Genomic DNA, 25,136 nt, shown 5'->3' with positions numbered 1-25,136 from the left:
GGTATGGAATCCAAACTACTTCAAAAATTAAAATATGCTTCACAATTAACGGCACAGGAGAAACATATTGTGGACTATATCCTGAGTAACCCCGAAGTTGTATTTGATTCTACAGCCCATGAACTGGCTCAGCAGACCTATACAAGCTCTTCCACCATTGTTCGCTTATGCAAAAAGCTGGGTACCAAGGGGTACCCAGACTTTCAGCTCAAGCTTGCTCTTGAATATCAACAGATGCCTTCCGCGTTGCAGACGCAGGATCCTACATTCCCAGAACAAGGCAACGTGCTGGCTGCCATCGACTCGGTTCCTTACCTGTACCAGCAGGCGCTGGAGGATACCCGCCGGATGTTAAATGCTCCTGTTTTGCTACGAATCGCGAACTGGGTCAAAGAATCCGTACGCATTGATGTCTATGGCAGTGATATGAATTATTATCTGGCGCAACAGGCTTGTGCCAAGTGGAATGAACTCGGCATATCTGCGATTGCTCATAATAGTCCGAACATGCATTACTTGAACACGATGAATCCCAACAGCCTGACGCTGTCTTTTGTTATATCGCACACAGGTGAGAACCAATCCATGATTGAAGCCGCCAAAGTGCTCAATAGCAAACAGATGAAAGTCATCGCGGTCACGGGCAACAACCATTCAACCCTTTCCAAACACTGTGATGAAACGTTACTCGCTTACGGATACAATGAACAATTAAGACTATCCAAAATGTCTTCGATGGTCTCGGTACTCTACATTTTCGACATGTTATACATGGGGAGCATTAGCGACACGTATTAACGATTAACGCTGATCCACTGCAAATACAATTCCGGCATCCTTGCGCGCACTCATGAGTACACTCATCACAGACTGGCTGTGTTCCAGCAGTTCGTAACACCGTTTGTGATCCCCACTTGCATGGATGTCCCTGAACGCTTCCCACTCATAGTACAGCCAATTGGATTTGGTCTGCGCATTATACGCCTCAGCAGGCTCATTCCCGATCTGAAGCTTGATCTCCCGGCAACCGTTTGCTCCTCCCACAACCTGAAGATAACCTTTCTCGCCCTGAATAAGCACAAAGTTCATGCTGTTTGTGTCTTTGGCACCTACACATTCCGCAATAAACTCCGGATATTGTAGAACCACAACTCCTGACGTATCAATGCCGTTTGCATGCTGGTTTGCGGTATACGATACGGTATTCGGACTGCCAAACAGATTCATGACCAGATGAAGATTATAAATATTGATATCCATCAGCGCGCCACCAGAGAATTGTGGATTAAATACGTTCGGCGTTTCCCCCGCAAGCAGATCATTGTATTTGCGCGAGTATTGACTGTAGTTACACTGGATGAGTTTGATCGGACCAAGCTTTGGCAGTTGCTCCTGTATGACTTTAATATTGGGCAGATGAATGTTGGAGATCGCTTCAAACAACAACAGATTCTTTTCTTTTGCAAGTGCAATCAGCGTTTCTGCTTCCTGAAGCGTGGACGTGAACGGTTTTTCGCAGACGACATGTTTGCCATGTTGAAGTGCCTGATAGGCCTGTTCGTAATGCATGCTGTTTGGCGAAGCAATATATACGAGATCTACATTTGTATCTGAAAATAGGGATTCCAGGTCCGTATAGATGGTATCGACCCCATACTTACCCGCAAGCTCCTGTGCTGTCTCTCTCTTCCGGGAGTACATCGCTGTACACGTAACATCATCCAGTTCATTAATCGCAGCTAAAATGGCATCCACAATGGACCCTGTACCAATCGTTGCTATATTCATCATATCGTCTCTCTCCTGTCGTTGGTTGTTTGTCAGTTGGCTCTCTTCGCCGCTTCGATTCCGTCATGTAAAATATCCAATACATATAAAACCTCTTCATCCTTGACCGGTTTATCACCGTTATGTCGAATGGCTTGAAACAGTTGATCATATAAAACGCCATAGTCTGTCGCTTCCGAAGGAACTTTCTCCGTATGTGATGTTCCCTCATCGTCCACATAACTAATCGTACCCCAGTTATTCTCCGGTTCAGCTTCAATGGATACCCTGGTTCGTCCATCTCCATTTTTCGTTTGATGCCCACTGCTATATTTAACAAAGCTCCCTCGATCCCCGTGTACAATGAATTTTGGATGTTCGATCTTCACAAGCAGACTGCACTTAATCGTGGCCTTCATTCGTCCATAACGAAAATCAATATCGATATAATCATCGGATTCACCCGGCGCGATCAAACTCCGAACATCATATTCAATTCGGTCAGCTACGCCATATATAGAGATTAACTGATCGATGGTATGTACGGCCAAACCATGCAGCAATCCAAATCCACTTCTCGCATACTGCGGGTGAAAATAATCATAGTGGGACTGGATTTCAACAATATTCCCCAGTTTGCCGCTCTCAATCACTTTTTTCAATGTCAGAAAGTCACCATCAAATCTGCGATTTTGATTTGCCATGGCGATGAGATTTTTACGATTGGCTAGTTCAAAAATATCTTTGGCTGCCGCAGAAGTGGAGGCAAATGGTTTCTCCACCAGTACATGTTTCCCGCGTTCCAATGCCAGCTTAGCGTACTCTACATGGCTATCCACATGGGTGGCGATAACAATCAATTCAATCTCATCATCTTGCAATATGTCTTCAATATTCGTCGAAAAAGTAATCTCGGGATAGAGTGATTCACGCTCTGTATCACCAACCCGATCTTCCTCTCGACGATATATCATCTTCACCCTGATGTTTTCTTTTTTGTCCAGATAAGGAAAATGATAATTCACCACTGCGTTCCCAAATCCGATGATCGCCACATTCATTAACATGATCGCTCACTCCTCTGCTCTGGTTGAGTGTAATGTTATCACGATCAAGTCAGGCGGAGAATGCTTTGGGACGGGATTGGCAGCATCATGCGCAATTCGATTTCAGGTTTGAATGACTATGAAATTCAATTTCATCCTCTTCTTTTTTTCATGTTTGAGAGCTAACATATCTTCCATAGTTTACCGATATAACATAAGGAATTAACGACATACATATAGAAGAACGAAGGGGACGATGAACGAATGAAAACAAGGTATACATACGTACAACGCACCATCTGTACATTGCTGTTATTTACACTCATTGCAGCAGTGACATTGGGAGGTGGAACCGCAGCCGAGGCAGCTTCACTTAACCAATCCACAGTGTATTATGAGTCCGACGGAGTTTTGTACAAAGTATCCGCGGATGGCAGCAATACAACAGAAGTATTAATTGATTTCCAAGGTGTGGACTTGCTCGCGGCAGGCTCTTATCTCTACTACACGCAGACTGCTTCTTCCACAACCTTGCTTCGGGTTCCGAATGACGGGTCCAGCGATGCGGCAGAGACATTTGCTGCAGATGTACTCAGCTATTACACGGATAACGGATTTATCTATTATCTGGATGCTACAGGTACCATTTATCGCGCGAATGGCAATAGTGACGCTTCATCTGTCACCAAGATTGCTGACAAGGCTGATACCGACTTCCCATTCCTCCTGGTAACCAAAGGGCGCGCCTACTATAATGCGTTAGTTAATGGAAACACGTGGATCGTGTCCAAAACGTCCAACGGTGCTGGAGCAGTGCAGCGGATTGCCGCAGGCGCAGTGGAAGGACGTTATTTTACGAATCAAGCCAAAAACGAACTGCAACTGATGGTAAATACAGACCCCTACGAGGATTTCTATTCCACCAATGCTGTTGTCATGTATAAGGTGAAATACAACACTGGCAAAGCAACTGCGGTAAATCCCAAAGCCAAACTGGATGTGAATGCTGTATATTCCGGTGGTTGGGGAAACAATCTTTACGTGTATAACAAGGGAATCGTTCTCGACAGCAATAAGGATTACAATTATGCCAAAGGCAAAGCGTTTGCGTTAACCACTTCAGCCAAAACACTTCAACTTCATAACAAAAGCGTTCGTGAAGTAAGTGCCTTAGGTACAGACAAGGTTGTCCTTATTGATGCAGACAAAAAGGCTTATGCCAAAACGGTCTCGGGCAACAAAGTGACCAAGTCTGCCAATCTGAACCTGAACAATGTAACGTATGTTGCGAATCAATTGACCAATGGTACATCTACGGCTGCATACATCTCGGGCAACAACGGACTCTATTCGGTTAATACAGCCCTCAAGGTAACGAAACTTACCGGGGACGAATGGGATGCATTCCATATCAGAGATGATGTTGCGGGCCTCTTCTACATCAATGCCAAAGATCAATATCGCTTGTATCACGTGCAAACGGGTGGAACAGGGAAAAAAGTAATGAGTGACGTTTTCCTCGACAATATTCTATTGGTGACACCGTACTAACATATCATGTTGATTCAGGCGTATAGCCCATTCAACGGACATGTCCATAACAAAAAGGATTACCATGCAGCCATAACGGCTCTTGGTAGTCCTTTTTTGGTTGTCGAAAACTATTTTTCAAAAATATCTTCCATATGAGAATGATAATTGTTATCATTAAGAAAAATAAGACAAAAGGATGGTCCGTATGACTGAACAGTTTCCCTTCATTGCTGAAACCTCATCTCTACCGCTCCTCTCCTCCATGTGCCGTGTGCGTCGTGGGGAGAATTTCCGTGTGCAAGGCAAGACGGTGTCACGGCCCATGCTCTGTCTTATTTTGCAAGGAGACGGTGTTCTGGTCCTGAATGATACAGTCTATACGGCGCAAGCGGGCAGCTTGTTTGTACTGAAGCCAGGAACAACCATCGAGGCCGCTGCACGCTCGAACGTTACCGAATGTATATTGCTAAGCATGGATACGGTTTGTTTGCAGCAAGTGCGCGGTGAATGGAAAATGACCTCTTCACCTGCCTTCCCGCTGGATTGGGAGACAGGCAGGTTGCTGGTTCGTCATGAGCAGCAGGCTGTATTACGTTTGGAACAACTGTATGAAACCTATCGCGGTCTTCAACCGGATCATTTTATCAGCATACATAGCCAGCTGCATGAGCTGCTGCAGTTTCTCTCAGAGAACCGGCTGGAAGCCAATCATGAGAAAGTGGACCCTGCCTTGGAACGCAGTATTATGTATATGCGACGTTACATGAGTGAAGGAATCAGCATGGATCAGCTTGCCAAGATTGCTGGACTCACGCCCAGCTCTTATTCACGCAGTTTCAAGAAGGCCAAAGGCATGTCACCGACCGATTACCTGAATCGTTTACGTATAAACGAAGCCAAAAAACAGCTGACAGAGGAATCCTGTGTCCTAAAAGACGTCGCGGTATCTGTCGGGTATGGCAATGAGTATTATTTTAGCCGCAAATTCAAACAAACCTTGGGGATTGCTCCCAGCGTATATATGAAAAGAGATCAACTTCGCGTAGCTACGGCATCCATTATGGGATTTCATGAGAACTTGGCCTCGCTTGGACTGCGCCCGGTAGCTGTGCTGGAAGGTGAAGGTGTGTTTGACCGAGAATCGGATGAATATGAACAAGAACGCCGATTAACCAGACAATTCGATCAACTTCGGCAGGCGAAGCCAGACTTGATCATCGGTGACTTTTACCACAAGCCCTATTACGATCGCCTGAAAAGTATTGCACCCACCATCATCTTGGAGTCTACCGATGACTGGAAAGAGAACCATATTCGCATAGCCGAACTGGTCGGACGTGAGAAACAAGCGTTGCTGAATTTCAAAGAACTTGAGTTTCGCAAGCTTGAAGCAAGCCTGAACCTGCAACCCTATTTCGGACAAAAACGGTTGGCTCTGATGGAGATTACGAACCAGTTCATTCGCTTACAAGGGACTGGCGAGCATCCATTAAATAACTTGTTGTATGCTGAATTGGGACTTCAGCATGCTCAGCTTGTATCTCCCGAAAGTTCCAGAAATGAGTATGTAGCGGATAGTATTCCCGTGCTGGACACGGATTACCTGTTAATCCATCGTGCTTCGCTTCAACCTGCCAGTGAAAAGGTGTTCCGACGCATGAAACAAACGGCATCGTGGAATCGATCCCCTGCTGTATTGTATGGTAACGTTCACGATATTTCGAACTGGCAACGGTTATGCTGGACCCCGGGTGGCCGGTTGCAGATTCTGAACGAACTGGAACAGATTACTCAGCAGTCTGTAGTCTTTCCTCAGGCAGGTCTGATCGGACATTAGATGTGAACATAGGTCGATACGATGGGCAAGATTATCTTTTACATCATGTTCCTTCATTAATAATTCAGTAAGATATTGCACAGGCCAAAGGGCCCTCTCCTATAACGGAAAGGGCCCTTTGCATGTAATTATGAATGTTCCTTGATCTCTTCCTTCGGAACAAGCTTGTATATCTCTTCATTTTCCATGGTATCAATCAACCGATCCAACCATTTGTAATATGCTTCCGCTTGCAAAACTTTGTGTTTGTCTTCCATCAGAATGTGGATAAGTTCAGCGTCTGCCTGCTCATCCAGACCTTCGACTAACCGATTCAGTTCTTCAATTGATTTGCGTAGAATCTGAAGGTTACTCTCCACGGCTTTTCTCCATTTAATCGCAAAATAATCCGTAAACGTCTGATGCCAGTCGTATTCCACTTCATATAGGTCTTTTCTGGAGCCCTTGCTCCACACTTTATTTACCATTTTCAAATCCAGCAGTGTTCGTACACCTGTACTCATACTCGTTTTGCTCATTTCCATTTCCCGTCCCATATCGTCAAGGGTCATTGGTTTGTCTGCAAAAAATAGCAATCCATATAAGTGTCCCGTCGACAGCGTAACGCCGTAAAGATCCATATTACGTCCAATGGCTTCAATGACGCGCTTACGAATCTTCAGCACGGTTGCCTGCTGTTCCTCTTGTAAATGGTCCAAGCCCATGCTTGCAACCTCCATTCTGAACATTCCACAGTCTTTGGCGAAATAATTGCAACACTTTAAAAGTCCTGCTTACATGGGAAAGCACTCGGCCGGACATCATATATGCCAGAGGGCTTTCATTCACCCAATGTATGAAAATGGGAACTTTACCAGGCTACAATTGCCTATGACTATCTTTTAACCAAAAAATTCAGCTTCAATTCAGCTCATTTTCTATTGTAGGAAAAGCAATGTCAAATGTAAAGCTGCCTTATTAGCCAGAATAAGGAGAATGACGGAGTATTTGGACGAAAAACTTTGTACAGTTTTTACTGTACAAACATTATGTACTGTTTATTCGGTTGATATACTGGTTAAGTATTGTTAGACTTAAAAACGTTACCCAGAAAGACGGGAAGCGAAGCAACAATTACCGGATTTCGTGGCTGGGCGCATAAGTGTATGGGCTTATGGATGCTGAAAGCCGTTCGAAGTGCACAACACATCAGAAGGGGTGAAAACATGACCATACTTGAAGTGAAAAACGTAAGTAAATTGTTTGGACCCCAAACCGAGCAAGGTCTGCAATTACTGGAGCAAGGTTGGGGTAAAGAAAAGTTGGCCAAAGAAAAACAGATAACGGTTGGTGTCAACCGGGTCAACATGGACATTAAGGAAGGCGAGATTTTCGTTATTATGGGACTGTCCGGGAGTGGTAAATCCACACTGGTTCGGATGTTCAATCGTCTGATTGAACCAACATCCGGAGAAATTCTGGTCCATGGTAAGGATCTACGCAAGATGAACAAAGAACAATTGCGCGAAGTGCGCCGGAAAACAATTAGCATGGTCTTCCAAAAGTTTGCGTTGTTCCCGCACCGTACCGTTCTTGATAATGTGGAGTATGGATTGGAAATACAAAAAGTAGATAAGGAAGTACGCCGGGAGAAGGCAAAAACCTCACTTGAGCTGGTTGGCCTTAAAGGCTGGGAAGACAAAATGCCAGATGAACTTAGTGGCGGGATGCAGCAACGTGTCGGCTTGGCGCGTGCACTTGCCAATGACCCGGAAGTACTACTGATGGATGAAGCCTTCAGTGCACTTGATCCATTGATTCGCCGTGATATGCAAGATGAGTTGATCGAGCTTCAGGATAAAATGAAAAAGACCATTATTTTCATTACCCATGACTTGGACGAAGCGCTGCGCATCGGCGATCGTATTGCCCTCATGAAAGACGGCGCAGTTGTGCAGATCGGTACACCGGAAGAAATCATGATTCAACCGGCCAACTCATATGTGGCCCGCTTCGTCGAAGACGTGGATCTGTCCAAGGTCCTCACTGCCGCTCACGTCATGCGTCGCCCTGAGACAATCACACTTGACCGAGGTCCTCGGGTAGCCCTCGAACTCATGCGCGAAAATGGTGTCTCTAATCTGTTTGTCATTGACCGTTCGAAGAAGCTGCTTGGTGTCATTACTGCAGAAGATGCAACCCGTGCAATGCGCGAAAATAAAGTATTAAATGACATTCTGATCACGGACGGGCCGACGGTGTCGCCTGAAACCCTGATTCATGAATTGTTCGAGATTGTAAGTTCAGCCCATGTGCCGCTCGCTGTTGTTGGTGAGAATGGCCGTCTGCAAGGTGTTATCGTCCGCGGTGCCCTGCTGGGTGCACTTAGCGGTGAAGTTGCAGTAAAGGAGGAACTTGAGAATGATTCCCAAAATACCACTAGCATCGTGGATTGAATCCATCGTTGACTGGATGAGCTCCTCGCTCTCCGGATTGTTTAATGTAATCTCTATTGTTATTCAGGCAGTAGTTGGATTCTTCTCCGGGCTGTTCATGCTGCCCCATCCACTCCTGTTCATTGCCATATTGGGTGTTCTTGCGTTCCTCGTAGGACGACTCCCACTGACACTATTTACGGTTATCGGGTTCTTGCTCGTAGATAACTTGGGATACTGGTCCCAATCGATGGACACACTCGGCCTGGTTATCACTTCAGGATTGGTTTCGATCCTGCTTGGTGTACCTGTCGGAATCTGGCTTGCATACAGTAAAACTGCGGCGCGTATCATTACACCGCTGCTTGACTTCATGCAGACGATGCCTGCATTTGTCTACTTGCTGCCTGCGGTTACATTCTTTAGTCTAGGTGTCGTTCCAGGTGTTATCGCGTCCGTTATATTTGCGATTCCGCCAACGATTCGTCTGACTCACTTGGGGATCAGACAGGTATCTAGTGAATTGGTTGAAGCAGCTGATGCATTCGGCTCAACTTCCATGCAAAAGTTGTTCAAAGTACAGCTTCCACTCGCTTTGCCTACCGTGATGTCCGGTATTAACCAGACCATCATGCTGTCACTGTCCATGGTTGTTATTGCATCCATGATTGGTGCACAAGGTATTGGTGCGGAAGTCTATCGTGCTGTAACACAGCTTCAAATCGGTAAAGGTTTCGAAGCCGGTCTGGCCGTTGTTGTACTCGCGATTGTACTGGACCGTTTTACACAAAATGTATTTATGCCAGGTCGCAAAAAGACCTCACGCATTACAGCCAAGCAAAAAGCATGGATCACTGCTGCGGCAACATTCCTTGTGCTTGTAGCTGGTTTCTCACAATACTTCGTTGGTGGCACAACTTCGGCTGGCGGCAACAACTCAGCTGCCAATGCTGTAGGTCAAGAAGTGAACTATCAGATTATTGGTATCGATCCAGGGGCTGGTATCATGAAGTCCGCTGCAAAAGCGATCGAAGACTATAAATTGACTGACTGGACTCTGATTGAAGGCTCTGGTGCAGCCATGACAGCCACGCTGGACAAAGCGATCAAAAATGAAGACCCAATCATTATTACAGGTTGGACTCCGCACTGGATGTTCAACAAATATGATCTTAAATATCTGGAAGATCCAGAAAAATCTTTCGGTGATGCTGAAGAAATTCATACCATCGCCCGCAAAGGTCTGAAAGAAGATCACCCTGTTGCGTTTGAATTCCTGTCCCGTTTCCAATGGACATCGGATGAAATGGGTGAAATGATGACTGCTATCCAGGATGGCACATCCGCAGAAGAAGCAGCTAAAGCTTATGCTGAGAAACATGCCGATCAGATTGCAGAGTGGACCAAAGGTCTGACTCCAGTGAACGGTGATGCATTCAAACTCAGCTATGTGGCTTGGGATTCCGAAATCGCAAGTACGAACTTGCTGAAATATGTGATGGAAAACGAATTGGGTTATAAAGTTAACGCTCTGCAAGTCGAAGCCGGACCAATGTGGACGGGTGTTGCCTCAGGCGACGTAGATGCCTCTCCAGCAGCTTGGCTGCCATTGACACACGCAGACTACTGGGAACGTTACAAAGACCAGGTGGACGATCTGGGGGCTAATATGACAGGTGTACGTACAGGCCTCGTGGTTCCTAAGTACATGACTGAAGTAAACTCGATTGCAGATCTGGAGACAGGTGCCGCTTCTTCCACTCCATCGGCAAGTGCTAATGTGGGCGAAGAGGTTAATCACCAGATTGTTGGTATTGACCCGGGTGCAGGTCTGATGAAGGCCACAGCAAACGCCATTAAACATTATGAATTGTCTAACTGGAATCTGATTGAAGGCTCCGGAGCAGCAATGACTGCATCGTTGGACAAAGCTTATAAAAATGAAGAACCCATCATCGTTACGGGTTGGACTCCACACTGGATGTTCAATCAGTATGATCTGAAGTATTTGGATGATCCCGACTTAATTTTCGGCGATGCAGAGGAAGTTCACACGGTTGGACGTAAGGGAATCAAGGAAGATCATCCCGTTGCCTATGAGTTCTTCTCTCGTTTTAATTGGACTGCAGATCAAATGAGTGAAATCATGGTAGACATTCAAAAGGGCGTTTCGCCTGAAGAAGCTGCCAAGACTTATGCGGAAAAACATCCGGACCAAATTGAAGAATGGACCAAGGGGTTAACCCCGGTTAAAGGTGACAATTTACGTCTCGGTTATGTTGCATGGGACTCTGAAATTGCGAGTACCAACCTGATGAAGTATGTGCTTGAGACGGATCTGGGTTACACAGTCAAAGCACTGCAAGTCGAAGCTGGTCCCATGTGGGCAGGCTTGGCAGCAGGTGATATCGATGCTTCTCCAGCCGTTTGGCTCCCGCTTACACATGGGGACTACTGGAAGACATATGGAGACCAGATTGAAGATATCGCTGTCAGCATGACAGGAGTTAAACAAGGTCTGGTTGTTCCAACGTACATGGATATCAACTCTGTTGAAGACTTAAAAGATAATTAAACCAGATTGAGATGGATAAACCTGAATTTGGTAAAAGACCACCGAAATTTTTCGGTGGTCTTTTTGAGTGTAACTTTTACTTGGGAATGTCTTCAAACATAATCAAAGCCTGAATGTACCTGAAGTGCCGTTAAAGTGGATTATCTCCCTTTTAATGAAAAGCTTCGCTCTGGATAGGATCAGGAGTCAGCTACTCACCCACGATTGGAGCAGAGCAAGTACAAGCGCTAACGAATCGGAGACGTCTTATTCAAGGATATAAAGTGATTCCAGAAATCTAAAGAACCTGAGACACGTTATATCAGATTAAAACAGTCGTTTGCAGTGTTTTTGTTAGAGATTCCAGTAAATAACGTGTCTGATGTTCCTTACTTTGTAAAAAGAAGAGCTGAAGGCGAAATAAGGCGTCCTGAGTTCCTTGGAAAATTTCTCCCTTTCCCCAGGGTATAAAGGCTTGAGCTTCAAGACATTTTAAAATGCTAATCTCCACACCCGAACTAACCTCGAAAATCTCAAGCATAAAGCTAAACGTACTAATCGTTACCTTCTACATTAAAAGCTGTAAAACTGAATTATGTACTCACACCCTGCAATTTTTTTCTCTTTTCCTACACTTTACCAATCAGCAACAATAGTACCCCAATGGTAATCATGACAACACCGAGAATACCATACACCACTCTTGCGCCCTGCCGTCCAATGGTCTTCACAAAAATTCCTGCTCTAAAGCTCTTCATAAACCAATCCCAATTGTTGATACCACCGAGTAAACTAAAAATCCCTGCCGCTATGGCAAATAGTGCGATTAAAACGGGTTGATCTTGCATTACGTCAACACTCCTTCAATATAATCCTGTCTACTATACCTTCACTTGGTGAAAATTAACAGGCATTAATTGGGCGTATCTCAAAACTCGCTGAAGTGCATCTTTCACCGCCTTTTCGCCCCCTGCTGCGTCACTTTCCCTTGACGTGCCCCGGCACGCCTGCAGAAAACTTCCTTGCTTGAAACGAAAATTCGGCAAAATCTACTTCCTTCGGAGTTTTCAGACACGCCCTAGTAAAAAAAACAGCTTGCAGATGGAAGTCTGCAAGCTGTTCTAAACCGTCTATATCATGCGTTTTATTGTTTTTGCAACTCGCTTGCTGACAATAACAAGGTTACCACTTCAGCACGTGTTGCTTCAGCGAGGGGGTTAAACATATTTTTCCCTGTTCCCTTCACCAGTCCTGCCTCATATGCAGCAGCGATATATGGAACAGCCCACGCCGGTACTTTATCTGCATCCGCGAAACTCAATGCCGGATTGGATTGTACCGGAAGACCGAGTGCTCTGACGAGCATAACCGTCATCTCTACCCGCGATACTTTACCCGATGAACGGAACGTATCATCCGTATATCCACTAATGATGCCTTGATCCACTGCCTGAGCAATAAAGGATTGCGCCCATGCAGGTATCCCGGCAGCATCCTTAAACGTCAATGCTTTGTTGCTGGCTGGAAGTTCAAATGCTCTGCCCAACATAACAATGAATTCGGCGCGTGTCGCTGGTGCATTCGGACGGAAATTACCGTCCTGATACCCGTTCACAATTCCCCGGGAAATGGCCTGCTCAATGGCAGCAGCTGCCCAGTGATTTCCGATGTCCTTCAGGTCTATACCCGTTGTGGTTGGATTAGTACCTCCATTACCAGGAACGGTTGGCGTAGTTGGTTTTGTAGGATTGGTTGGTGTAGTCGGTGTGATTGGAGTTACAGGCGGAGTAGGTGTTGTAGACCCTCCACCACTGTTACCACTGCCCGGATTACTTCCATTATTGCCGCCACCATTACCAGGATTGCTTCCATTTCCGTCCCCCGGAAGTGGCGTACCTTTCAGATCCGTGCTGCGTCCTTCCGTCACTTGATTCACATTACCTACACGGTCTAGATGTTCATGGAAGATTTCATAATCGACCAGATTTAATTCGTAGAATCGATTATCATCTTTTGCCGTTCTCATAGCACGATAGAAGTCTCCACCGTTAGCCATGAATGAATTGGTAGCGACGATATAATACCCGTTCGGATCGATATCCGAGTAGGTACCATCTGTATTCTTAATCTGAACTTTGATCACACGTTGACCGACTTGGGTCACGGTATTGGTCGTTGCATCAATTTTCTCGCCTGGTTTCGTGGAATCGTAGTAGAAACGCATACCCGCTACTTGCGGAAAACGCCCTTCTCCCGTTTCCACACCACTAACGCCATTTTCCAACGCGGCTGTGATTTCCTTGCCTGTCATTTTCAACGCAGACAGATTATTACCGAACGGCATCACAGTCAGGAGATTGCCCAGCGTAATATCACCTGTCTGGAATGAAGCACGAATGCCACCGCCGTTCTGGATCGCGACGTATCCTTTGACATCATTCTCCTGCACAATGGATTTCACTTTCTCCAGCATACCGTCTGTCATCAGGTTTCCTAGATTGGTTTCCTGTTTCCGCACATTGCCCCGTTCTCCATCCAGGAAGACATTTGTTTTACCGATAACCGTTTTCTTGAACTGTTCCAGCTGAGGCGCATATTCTTTCAGCTTGTTTGCGGCTTCCACATCATCGGCATAGACGAATTGGCCGTTAGCATCTTTGGCATCCAGACTCAATAATTTGCCGTTCCACTTCTTCAATACGCCTGCTTCATCAAACGTAACATCCAATTGACCAAGAGAAACGTCATATTCCCCAGTCTGCACAACCAAAGTTGGGTCCGCATGGGTATCCACCAAAACTGGTGCGTTCAGAATGGTGTGTGAATGACCACCTACCACAATGTCGATTCCTTCTACGGCTTCAGCTAATTTCAGATCCTCAGAGTAGCCAAGGTGAGTCAAAGCAATGATTTTATTAATACCTTCATTTTGCAGCATTTGTACAGTTTCTTGTGCATTTGCCTTGTAATCCGCAAACTTCAAGTCATCTCCTGGTGAAGAAAGAGATACCGTATCAGGTGTTGTCAGTCCGAAAATACCGACTCGCTCACCATTCACTTCCGTAATAATCGCCGGATAGATTTCAGCTTTCTCACCCGGATCACCGATGCTATTGTTGTACAAACCACTCAAGCTCGCATCCTTTGAATAATCAATATTAGCACTTACAAACGGGAACTCTGCTTTTTCAATAAATGCTTTCAGTACGCTTGGACCTTTATCAAACTCATGGTTACCAAAGGTCATGGCATCATATCCGATCATGTTCATGAACTCCAGATCAGCCAGACCATTAAACAGATTGAAGTACAATGTACCAGAGAATACGTCCCCTGCATCCAGCACCAGGGTATTATCATTGCGCGCTTCCTTAATTGCCGTTACTCGGCGTGGGATGTTATCCAGATGCGCATGCGTGTCGTTTGTGTGCAGTACGCGCAGGTTGAAGTCCCCTTCTTCCACTGGATCTCCAATACTCAATTGTGCAAGCAATGGATCATGGTCGCTCACTCGTCCATCTGCTGTCTCAAAATCGGCATTCACATGTACCACTTCGATGGCTGCCGTCTCAGTCAGATTTTTACTCACCAAAATGTGATCCAGTGTCTGGGAGTTTCCATCATAGATGTAGGAATACCGCTGATTTTCTGGCAGTTCGTTTACCAGATTGTCCAGTTCATTACCTTCAACAATGTTCAAAGTATTCGAGAATTGGAAATCATTAAAATCACCAAGAACAGCGACATTTACCTCATGGTCTTTGTTCAGTAACTCTTTCACAAACCCATTCACCAATGCAGCTTGCTTCGCACGTTGAACTTCACTGCTTCGAGTGGCAGGTTGTATACTTCCAAAAGGTTTCAGGTCTCCACCTTTGGAATTGAAGTGATTGGCAATCACCACTACACGTTCACCATTGAATTCGAATTCAGCAGCGAGCGGTTTGCGGGAGCTGGCGAACGCCTCGTCCCCTGGTGCAATACGACCCGGATTATTGGAGAGACTGCCGTCAGCTTTGACTGTGATCGCTGTCGTAGCATTTCCTTTTCCGATACCGTTAGCGAACGATACACGGTTCGGCTGATAAAGGAACCCTACACGAATATTGGCACCAGGTGCCCCGCCATCCTTGTTATTTTCCGGAGAAATCTCACTATATCGATATGTTGGTCCGTTGTTCGTTTTGATTGCATCAATTAGCGTCTGAAAACTCTCATTGGACGCTGTTGTACCCGTGTCGGCATCGCCATCGTTATCCTGAACTTCCATGATGCCAATGATGTCTGGCGTGTTCAGATTATCCACGATGATTTTACCGATTTTACTGGCTCGTGTTGAATCTTTTTTGCTGAAGTTCTCCACATTAAACGTAGCAATGGTCAGTTTATCTGCCGCTTGTTCAATGGAAGTAGTCGCTTGTTTCGTTTCTCCCGGGATAACTGCTGGTAAATTCCCTTCAGGACTCACCTTGAAATTTCCACTAGAGTAGGTCATTACTCCGACTACATTACCATCCAACTTATCGCCTGTTTTTACTGCTTTGGAAGGTTTCTTGCCGATAAATAGACGCTGCGGATTGAGATCACTCTCATTCATATCTTTCTTGTTATCGGTCAGAATAACACCACCGTTAGGTGTGCGAAGTGGATTATTCTCACCATTATCCACAACAACGGCCAGACCCGGTTGACTGGAGTAAGGACCTATAATTTCAGGCTTTTCCAGTTCAACACGCATGCCTTCCAAACTTTCAAAAAAGTCTATAGCATCCGTCTCGGGATTAAATTCTGCAAAAGAGTCTGAGTCAATGACGGTTGGAATTACACGTCCATTGACACCCAACTTCACAGGTGCAGGTAGATCTACCTTATCTATTACTTTTACAATGGCACTCGCCGTAATCTGCGTGGTGGTTAATTCGTTAACCGCCCCATATTCCGTAACTTTCCCAGATACCTTCACCTGATTGCCAACGATAACTCCATGACTTGGTTTATAAACCTGAATGGCTTCGGATGTCCGGTTATCATCGTCCATCTCGCCCGGAAGCTCTTGCATGTAAAAACTGCTTGTACTGACAGAGGTAACAATACCTTCAATATCCTTAACATCGTATCCGTTAAAAACAGAGGTATGTCCTGCGCCCTGAATATCATGGATACGCACGTTTTCTTTATCAGGAAGTACTTGATACGTAAAGGTGTACACTGCACTGGATTGTCCATTAAGAATGGCAACAGCCTTGATTACGATGTCTTGATCAATCAATATCGGACTACTATACACGGCGGAAGAAGAAGTAGGCTCTGTATTATCCGTCGTGTAATGTACAACTGCACTCTTGGCTGGAGAGGTTAATGTGACTTCATTGTTCCGGGGAATCCCGCCAGATGGAACACTTGCCATCACAGACAGGCTATTTTCTACAACATCTGCGGCTGTTCTAGGCAAAATCTCTAATCCGTAATTACTGTTGAATGTCAGAACACCCTGCACATATTCGTAGGTTTTGCCAACAGTTAGCGCGGTAGGAGAGTTTTTGGCATAAATCGTCATCTCAGCACCATGACTATCCGTAGCGTAAAACGTCGAACTACTGCCCCGTGTTACCTGAATATCTCTTACTTCGACAAACATTCCCTCGTACTTTTCGCCCGGACCTTTGTTACTTTGGTCTGCTGGTCTGACAAAGTCTGTGGACACCATATTTTTGGGTCCGGGGAGTGTCACATTTTGCTCAGTGACCTTCATGTATCCTTCGGTAAAACCTGACTTATCCTTCTCGATCTGGACGAGTCCGCTGTAGTGGGTAATTGGACCATATACTTCAATGCGATCCCCCACATCAACCTGATTCTTCGCTCGGACTACAATGCCAGCCTCTTCGTCTTGGATATAATAATTCGTGAATTCTCCGGAGAGTTCACTGTACGTTACGACACCTGAAACGGCTACATTTGTATTTGGTGCAAGGACTCTCGCATCAGCAATGGATATGATTCCAGTCTCGTCTGCTTCCTGTACTTCTGAGTTATCCGTCTCAACTGGTTCTTCACTTTCAGTTCCATCAAAATCACCATCTTCGTTAGTTGGTGACTCTGTCCCCTCGAGGTCTGACGATTCTTCAGTTGGGACAGTATTCGGTATGGAAGTCTCCTGAACACTTGTGTGCGGCTCTTCCGTTACTACACTTTCCTCATCAGCATATGCGGTGCTACTTAATCCACCTATTGGTGCCGCACCTGTAACGACAAGAACGAAAACCAGAAACCCTTGTGCCCAACGTTTCACTTGCTTGTTGTTCATTCGTACTACCCCCATGTTTTCAACTTGGCAATCATTTGTTCAGCCAGTTTGTACATTAGTTCAAATATAAGATAACTGAATAACAGACTTGTGTAAACAATATTTCTTCGTTATGAAAGAAAATAGAACACTTATATCACATTTTCTAAACTAACCTCTATAATAATGAATAAATAGTACTAACTTTTAACTAAAAACACGTTATTAAGCCTATTAAAGTTATATAAATGTTAGATATACGGTTAATTAACGTCAATTAAATTGACATTTATACTGAATATATATACGAATTCGACATTTAGTGACAGTACTCATTTCTTTAAACCCACTAAAACCTGAGTCTTGAGACATACATTTTCACATGATAAAACGATATGTACGGATCACTTTAGATCACCACATTAACTGAGTATAAAAGAGAACTATTAAGCGCAAAATCAGTATGAGTTAATAGAATGTTAAAAAAAAACCACAAGAACATCTCCAATTACTCTCAGAGACTTTCTTGTGGGATAACATAAAATATGAAAAATGATACTAATTTCACTTTTTCGAATTGTTACAAACGGTTTTCAATACACTTCTGTGTCTGGTGTCAAAGTAATATTACTTCCATAGGGTTCAATTAATCCTTGTTGCTCCAAGTACTGGTCAACGTATCGATCTGCATTCAGTGAAGTTGACCCGATCCAGTCTGAATATGTTTTTCCAAAGATTTTATATAGTATGTCACTAGTATATTCATTACTTAATTCCCCAAAAACAGTATACAACTGTTTTACCGTATTTGTGTGTTTTTTCCCCTCTAAATCGGTCCATGTTACTTTTTTATTCAGATCTACCTTCCTTATATCCTTAGTATATATTTGTACATTTGACCCATTGATTTTGAAGTACACACGGATGCTTTTTTCGTAAGGATGACCCTTGAGAATGCTCCACCCTTTCATATCTCCAGTAGCTGGCACAGCATAAAGTTTCCCTTTTGTTGGAGTTGTTCCTGTTACACTGTTTTGTTTTTGAGGTTGTTCAATATTAATAGTCATTTTACCTTTACCAATGGATACTTGCATCTGCTTAGCTTTAGAGTTATAAGTCACAGTTCCATCCAGAGCATCTGAGAGAACTGAAGCAGGAAACAATGTTACGCCATTTTGAACAAGCAGCGGGGACTTGAGAGTTAATGGCTCTCCATTTAACGTTGCTTTTGTTCCCGTTTTCGGGAGAGTTAGTTTGGTAGAACCAAATTTAATCTCGAAGGCGTCCTGTTGAGCAATGTAACTAACACTCCCTCCCAGTGCCTTGAATACCTCTTTCATCGGAACAAGAGTCACACCATTTTTTATGTATCCTCCATCAATTGCTTCATCCAAACTACCTGAAATAGTAACTGATCTTTCAACATTTTCGACTTTAACAGTAATTGTTGAAGAACCTACACCTATTACCTTTACCATCCCAGTGCTCAGCACTTGAAGTATATGAGGTTCACTGATCGTATAATCTGTTTTTGTAAGACCTGTATTTCTTCTGTAGTATGGATCGTTATCGCTATGTATTGAATTTTCGTCATCATACACAACAACTATATTAAGATTAATCTTAGAACCGACCGAAACTGTAGTATTAGGGATGAGTTCAATATTTTTAACTTTAAGTTCCTCTGCATAAACACTTGAAACAAACAACAACATAAATGCCATCATTAGAACCGTTACTCTTTTCATTCACTTGTACTCCTTCTTATTTTTAATATTGTCCATTGCTTTTCATGAATCCATGTATTGGGATACCCCTTTCAGCTTCCTATTCTATTTTCGGAATCATTAACAAAAAATGTTAGTCTTTCTTTTTAGTAAAACAAAAAAATTGAATGCAGCTTAATCACTGCATTCAACACTGATATGAATTAAATTATTTCTTCACCGTGCTGTTATATTGCGCAATCTTGTCTGTAATTTGTTTAGCTGCTGCATTCAGTGCTTCCTGTGGTGTACCTTGTCCATTCAGGACCGTTTCAATCGCTCCTTCGACAAGTTGTCTGGCTTCCGGGAATACACCCATTAATGCCCCGGATGTTGCTGTCGAATCTGCGGAAGCGTGCAATTGATCGACTGCTGTCTGGAATTGCGGGTACTTCGCCATATTATCCTTTAATACTTGCTCATTGTAGGCTGCTGTCGTAATAGGGAAGTATCCTGTCGCAACACTCCAGTTCGCTTGTACCTCTGGTGTAGCCAAGTACTTGATGAATTCCCATGCCGCTTGCTGTTGTGCTTCCGATTTGTTGTTCATGATGTACAGGCTTGCTCCACCCACTACAACGCCGCCTTCTTTGGCATCCGCTGGACGAGGCAGGAAGCCTGTCCCCAGTTCAAACTTGCCACCGGAACCTTCTACGATTTTACGCAGGCCAGCCGTGGAATCTAGGGTCATACCGATTTGCTGAGCGGTAAATGCTGCTGTTGTATCGTCTGTGCTACGTCCCAGATTGGAGAGGGTCTTCTCATCAATCATCTTTTTCCACCAAGTTAAAGTCTTCACTCCAGCTTCGGAGTTCAGCAGAGACTCTGTAGCTGCTTCATTTCTTCCGTTTCCATTGTTTACATAATCTGCATTCTGGTTTGCAAAGAACTGTTCCATAAACCACCCGTAGATCGCCATGGATGCACCTGGCTTACCATCTTTCGCCAGTGCTTTTGCGGCTTGTTCAAACTCTTCATACGTCTTCGGCGGGTTTTCCGGGTCCAAACCTGCCGCTTTGAACATATCCTTGTTGTAGTACAAGATCGGGTTGGATGTGTTAAACGGCATGGCGTTCAATTTGCCATCGATGGTGTAGTATCGGATGATGTTTGGCTCCAGTTGGGACAGGTCGAACTGATCCTTGTCGATGAACTGTTGTACTGGCGTAATCATGCCCGAATCGATCATGAACTTGCTACCAATCTCGTAGACTTGGATAATGTCTGGACCGCTGTCTGAGCCCATGGATGCTTTGAGTTTGTTCAGACTTTCATCGTACTTCCCTTGATAGATGGGCTTCACCTGAATGTCCGGATGGCTAGCGTTAAAGTCGGAAGCGAGTTGGTTAATAGCTTTCTCCCCAGCGCCAGACATGGAATGCCACCACGTCAATTGTGTTGTTTCAGCTGCGGCAGCTTCTGCTTGAGCTCCACTTGCCGGGCTGCTTGTTTCAGCTTTTGTTCCGCAAGCGGAGATGACCAACATGAATGCAGCCAGCATTAATGCGAATGTTCCTCTTTTTTTCAAACGAAATCGCTCTCCTTTTATATGGCTCGCGTACAATAAAATCTTGGGGATGACGCGGTGTGACCGTTACGGTTACGAATCGTTCTTTTGATCGCTGTTATCCCCGGATTTCTTTTCATTCCCTTTCAAAGGGGGAAATCCGGGGATAAAGGCGAACGCTTTGCTTCTTCAGAATCGAGTTCGTCCCCTCCACTACTACCGTCGTTCATTTCAACATTTTATTTGAAGCACGAGCCTCATTTTATTCGCTCCTGGTATCCAAAACTCAAGACCTGATACATGGTTTAATTCAAACCTCTAAATTAAAATCTTTAGATCAAAACCTTCAGAGCTTCCACTTCAATTTCAATTTAATAGTTGTAAAACCTTCTCTACTTACCCCTTCAGCGCGCCTGCGGCCATTCCGCGGACAAGCTGTTTCAACCCGAAGATCAATAACAGTAAGGATGGTAGTATGACCATGGCTGTTCCGGCAAATACCAGATTCCACGCGGTGGATTCCTGGAACTCCAGCATTGAGATTCCGATCTGAGCGGTTCTCATTTCCGGTGTGTTTGTCACCAGCAGCGGCCAGAGATACGAATTGTACATGCTAAGGAATGAATAGATTGCCAGTGTTCCAAGTGCCGGACGGGACAAAGGCAAGACATGCGATATGAAATAGCGAATATGACCACAACCGTCGATCCTCGCCGCCTCGAACAATTCCTTGGGTAGCTGCATGAAGAACTGTCTTAGCAGGAATGTACCAAACGCCGTTGCCAGAAACGGCACGGTAAGCCCCTGGTAACTATCTAGCCAGCCCCAACTGCGAACCGTCAGGTAGTTGGGGATCATCGTCACTTCCCATGGAATCATCATCGTTGCGACAAACATGCTGAAGATGACGTTTTTGCCTTTGAACTGCATTTTCGCAAAAGCATAGGCTGCCATACTCGCTGTAATCAATTGACCAAGCGTCGTCAGTCCTGCGACAAGAAAGGTATTGCCGATAAATCGACCGATCGGAACAATATCAAATACTTCGCTAAAGTTGGACAGATCGATTGAATTTGGAATGATATGCGGCGGATAAGCACTCGCATCTTCCGGCGTCATCACGGCCATGAAAAAGGTGTACATCACCGGATACAGCACAAGCGCTGCACAGATCGTCAGTAATACATACAACAGCGTTTTGGTCCATGTCGCACTCATTGGTAATGCACTTTCCTTTCTACCCATTTGAACTGGATCAGGGTCAGCAGCATAATCACCACGAACAGGATCAGTGCCTGTGCACTACCTGTACCAAAGCGGAAATTAACAAAGGCTTCCTGATAGATGGAATATACAAAAACATTTGTACTGTCCATCGGGCCACCCCGGGTTAGAATGTTGATCTGACCGAACGATTGAAAAGCACCAATGATTGATACAACCGTGACAAAGAACAACGTTGGTGACAGTAGCGGCATCGAAATTTTGCGAAACGTCAGCAATGGTCCTGCACCGTCAATCTTGGCGCTCTCGTAGATCTCATCCGGGATGCCCGCCAAACCACTGGATAGAATAATGTAGTTGAATCCAAGGTTCATCCAAATTGTCATGATGGAAATTGAGATCAATGCCCAATCCGGGCTGGTGAGCCAGGGAATTGGATCCATACCTACTTTGCCAAGCAGATAATTCAGCATGCCCAGGGTCGGGTGGAATAGAAACTTCCAGATCACCGCTGACGAACCGACGGATAACACCACGGGCAGAGAGAATACAAATTGGAACACACGCATTCCCTTGAACCGGTTGTGGGTCAGTGCAGCCAGAATCAGAGCAGCCAGCATGCCCGTAGGCACTGTAAACAGGACAAATAGTAATGTCACTTTCATCCCTTGCATAAACAGTCCTGATTGGAACACGGCCTTGAAGTTATCCAGTCCTACATAAGCCGCAATCTGCCCCGTCGGATCTGTGGAATGCAGACTCAGGTACACGGACTTAAACATCGGGTAAAACAGAAACACTGCAAACAAAAGCAGCGATGGTGCCAGGAAACCATAGGCCAGCAGATTCTCCCGCATTCGCTGCACACGCAGCGAGGCTGTCCGGCGCTCACTCGTACCGGATACGCGCCGTTTGGCGGCGGGCAAGCTGATCCGGTTATCAAGCTCACTCATCGGATTTTCTTCCCCCTTGTTTCACGCATTCAGTGTGTGTGAAATGTTAGATCAACTTCATCACCACGATATCTAGTGTAAGAGTCGAATGTCACAGCAAAATTCATTCTGAATCAACGTAACGTTAATCATGGACAAGGGACTTTACGGAAATGTGCATCCATTCGAAAGCGGTATCCAGAACCGGATTTCATGACAAAAAACCGCAAGAACTCCCCTGTTTGGAGATATCCCTGCGGTTTGATGTGTAAATGGAATATGAACGTTTGTCTATTAATGAAAGTGACTCATTTTACAATAATCTGTAAATCTTCCAACCGAGGTAAAGCGATTAACCGTTCGAGTTAACGATTAAGATGATATGGCACCGTTGTGACAATCACGTCTTTGTAATTAATCAGATAAGCACGAATCATAAAGCTGGTCTGGTTGTGCAGTACATTTTGCCACCAGTGCTTGGTGATGAATTGCGGAATCAATATAGTGATGTGATCGGTCTCAGCCGTTTTCCACTCTACTGTATCAATGAATTTCTTGAGCGGCCCCATAATGCTACGGTATCTCGATTTGATCACGACCAGACGAACGCCTGGATTCCACTCTTCCCACTTCTGCTCCATCTTGCGTATGGCCTCATCATCGAATCCAATGTACAGCGCGACCACGTGATCCGACATCGTCTGGGCGTAACTGATCGTATTCATAACGACCCGGGTAATGCCCGCAACAGGAATGACTATCGTATTGCCTTTTTGGGCTGGCTTATCAACCCGAATATCAATCCGAAGCTCATCAGCAATGTTGCAATAGTGACGGTGAATACGCATGAACACATACACAACGAACGGCAAAAAGATAAAGATGACCCATGTCTGCGTGAACTTGGTGAAAATAAAAATCAGGGTAATCGATAGTGTAGTCAGCATTCCGACGGTATTGACCAGCAACTTCATCTGCCAGCCAGACGGCTTGACTTTGATCCAGCGAATCATCATACCAAGCTGTGACAGGGTAAATGGAATGAACACCCCTACCGCATAGAGCGGAATCAGGCTTTCCGTATTTCCTTTGAACCCTACCACCAGCAGCGCAGACATCACACTGAGAAAAATGATCCCGTTTGAGAAACCAAGGCGGTCTCCTCTGACCATAAATGCATGCGGCATGTATTTATCCTTCGCCATCATGAAGGATAACAGCGGAAAAGCCGAATACGCTGTGTTGGCTGCAAGGAACAGGATCAGTGCCGTTACACCCTGGATGATAAAATACATCGTGCCCCTGCCAAACGTCGCTTCAGCAATCTGGGAAATGACCGTTGCTTTGGGATCAGGCTTCACTCCGTACCCATAAGCCAGTAAGGTGATGCCGATGAACATGGCTCCCAATATACAACCCATGAGCAGTAATGTACCCGCGGCATTTTTCTCGGCAGGCTGCTTGAAGTTCGGGATTGCGTTACTTACCGCTTCCACGCCAGTCAAGGCCGAACAACCGGAGCTAAATGCTTTTAATAACAGAAACATACTCACATGGGATAGACTAGTTCCGAATTCTGGTGCAGCTGCTTCCATCCCCCCGGCAAGAAATTTGATTCCACCCGAGATAATCAGAACCGCAATCGAAAAGATAAATAGATAGATGGGGATCGCCAGCACAGACGCTGACTCCGTCACTCCCCGCAAATTCATAATGGTTAGAAAAACAATCATAATCAGAGCAATCACAACACTGTAGTCATGCAGCATAGGAAAAGCCGACGTAATCGCATCCGTCCCTGCCGACGAACTTACCGCAACGGTCAGAATATAATCGACCAGCAGAGATCCTCCGGCAATCAGACTGGATGTTGTACCCAGGTTATCCTTGGCTACGATATAAGCGCCGCCCCCTGTTGGATAAGCAAATATCGTCTGGCGATAGGAAAAAATTAAAATGACGAGTAATCCCAGCACGGCGATGGAAATCGGAACAGAGTACCACAGGGCGGCGAATCCGGCCGCAACGAGCACCAGCAAAATCTGTTCCGTACCGTAGGCAACGGACGATAGGGCATCCGAGGACAGGATGGCGAGTGCCTTCCATTTCCCCAATTTTTCTCCATCCAGTTCAGCCGATTTCATGGGCTTGCCTATTAAGATTCTCTTCATTTTGCCAAGCATGATCATAACTTCCTTCCGTCTCTCATCTGTGAAGCATTGTTATTATGCAAAATCGCAGAGCCGTTGACAATACGTCATTTCACCCGA

Annotated in this window: 15 protein-coding genes; 5 read left to right on the top strand and 10 right to left on the bottom strand. The window is 45.0% G+C overall.

What is annotated here, in order from left to right; translation table 11 throughout:
- Positions 1-3: 3 nt before the first annotated feature.
- Positions 4-798 (top strand): MurR/RpiR family transcriptional regulator, encoded by a 795-nt coding sequence (locus MKY95_RS07085; RefSeq protein WP_036611537.1) that lies wholly within the window; start codon positions 4-6, stop codon positions 796-798.
- A 3-nt stretch (positions 799-801) separates the two neighbouring features.
- On the opposite strand, the gene MKY95_RS07080 is transcribed toward MKY95_RS07085, so the two are convergent.
- Both MKY95_RS07080 and MKY95_RS07075 read right to left on the bottom strand, forming a co-directional pair.
- Positions 802-1,788 carry a Gfo/Idh/MocA family oxidoreductase gene (locus MKY95_RS07080; protein ID WP_036611539.1) on the bottom strand — a complete coding sequence of 329 codons (987 nt, stop codon included), beginning with the start codon at positions 1,786-1,788 and terminating at the stop codon, positions 802-804.
- 32 nt (positions 1,789-1,820) lie between these two features.
- A complete protein-coding gene (locus MKY95_RS07075; RefSeq protein WP_036611210.1) occupies positions 1,821-2,834 on the bottom strand; it encodes a Gfo/Idh/MocA family oxidoreductase in 1,014 nt (337 codons plus the stop codon).
- Positions 2,835-3,077: 243 nt separating this feature from the next.
- Between MKY95_RS07075 and MKY95_RS07070 the strand changes: the two genes are divergently transcribed.
- Both MKY95_RS07070 and MKY95_RS07065 read left to right on the top strand, forming a co-directional pair.
- A complete protein-coding gene (locus MKY95_RS07070; protein ID WP_036669021.1) occupies positions 3,078-4,364 on the top strand; it encodes a hypothetical protein in 1,287 nt (428 codons plus the stop codon).
- Between the two features lie 187 nt (positions 4,365-4,551).
- Positions 4,552-6,183, top strand: a complete 1,632-nt coding sequence (locus MKY95_RS07065; protein WP_076319094.1) for a helix-turn-helix domain-containing protein — start codon at positions 4,552-4,554, stop codon at positions 6,181-6,183.
- 128 nt (positions 6,184-6,311) lie between these two features.
- On the opposite strand, the gene MKY95_RS07060 is transcribed toward MKY95_RS07065, so the two are convergent.
- Entirely contained in the window at positions 6,312-6,887 is a 576-nt protein-coding gene (locus MKY95_RS07060) for a transcriptional regulator (protein ID WP_036611216.1), read from the bottom strand.
- 501 nt (positions 6,888-7,388) lie between these two features.
- On the opposite strand from MKY95_RS07060, the gene MKY95_RS07055 reads away from it, so the two are divergent.
- Positions 7,389-8,618 carry a glycine betaine/L-proline ABC transporter ATP-binding protein gene (locus MKY95_RS07055; protein WP_036611218.1) on the top strand — a complete coding sequence of 410 codons (1,230 nt, stop codon included), beginning with the start codon at positions 7,389-7,391 and terminating at the stop codon, positions 8,616-8,618.
- Positions 8,584-11,172 (top strand): glycine betaine ABC transporter substrate-binding protein, encoded by a 2,589-nt coding sequence (locus MKY95_RS07050; protein ID WP_036669017.1) that lies wholly within the window; start codon positions 8,584-8,586, stop codon positions 11,170-11,172. The genes MKY95_RS07055 and MKY95_RS07050 overlap by 35 nt, the downstream gene beginning before the upstream one ends.
- Before the next feature lie 608 nt (positions 11,173-11,780).
- On the opposite strand, the gene MKY95_RS07045 is transcribed toward MKY95_RS07050, so the two are convergent.
- The 7 genes from MKY95_RS07045 to MKY95_RS07015 form a co-directional block, all read right to left on the bottom strand.
- The gene (locus MKY95_RS07045; protein ID WP_036669013.1) at positions 11,781-11,999 is read right to left on the bottom strand and encodes an immunity 17 family protein; all 219 of its coding nucleotides are present in this window, start codon (positions 11,997-11,999) and stop codon (positions 11,781-11,783) included.
- A 296-nt stretch (positions 12,000-12,295) separates the two neighbouring features.
- The gene (locus tag MKY95_RS07040) at positions 12,296-17,458 is read right to left on the bottom strand and encodes an S-layer homology domain-containing protein (protein WP_339197705.1); all 5,163 of its coding nucleotides are present in this window, start codon (positions 17,456-17,458) and stop codon (positions 12,296-12,298) included.
- A gap of 572 nt (positions 17,459-18,030) precedes the next feature.
- On the bottom strand, positions 18,031-19,185 hold the full coding sequence (locus tag MKY95_RS07035) for a copper amine oxidase N-terminal domain-containing protein (RefSeq protein ID WP_339197702.1): 1,155 nt from the start codon (positions 19,183-19,185) through the stop codon (positions 18,031-18,033).
- A gap of 187 nt (positions 19,186-19,372) precedes the next feature.
- The gene (locus MKY95_RS07030) at positions 19,373-20,731 is read right to left on the bottom strand and encodes an ABC transporter substrate-binding protein (RefSeq protein WP_339197700.1); all 1,359 of its coding nucleotides are present in this window, start codon (positions 20,729-20,731) and stop codon (positions 19,373-19,375) included.
- Positions 20,732-21,106: 375 nt separating this feature from the next.
- A complete protein-coding gene (locus tag MKY95_RS07025) occupies positions 21,107-21,928 on the bottom strand; it encodes a carbohydrate ABC transporter permease (RefSeq protein WP_036669010.1) in 822 nt (273 codons plus the stop codon).
- The gene (locus MKY95_RS07020; protein WP_076327280.1) at positions 21,925-22,887 is read right to left on the bottom strand and encodes a sugar ABC transporter permease; all 963 of its coding nucleotides are present in this window, start codon (positions 22,885-22,887) and stop codon (positions 21,925-21,927) included. Before MKY95_RS07020 ends, MKY95_RS07025 begins: the two co-directional genes overlap by 4 nt.
- Before the next feature lie 344 nt (positions 22,888-23,231).
- Positions 23,232-25,049, bottom strand: coding sequence for an APC family permease (locus MKY95_RS07015; protein ID WP_339197697.1), 1,818 nt, complete (start codon positions 25,047-25,049; stop codon positions 23,232-23,234).
- Between the last annotated feature and the right edge of the window lie 87 nt (positions 25,050-25,136).

Source organism: Paenibacillus sp. FSL P4-0176, from assembly GCF_037975265.1.
Taxonomy (GTDB): Bacteria; Bacillota; Bacilli; order Paenibacillales; family Paenibacillaceae; genus Paenibacillus; species Paenibacillus amylolyticus.
The sequence above is the reverse complement of the archived record's forward strand: the minus strand, read 5'-3'. Positions and strand labels throughout refer to the sequence as shown.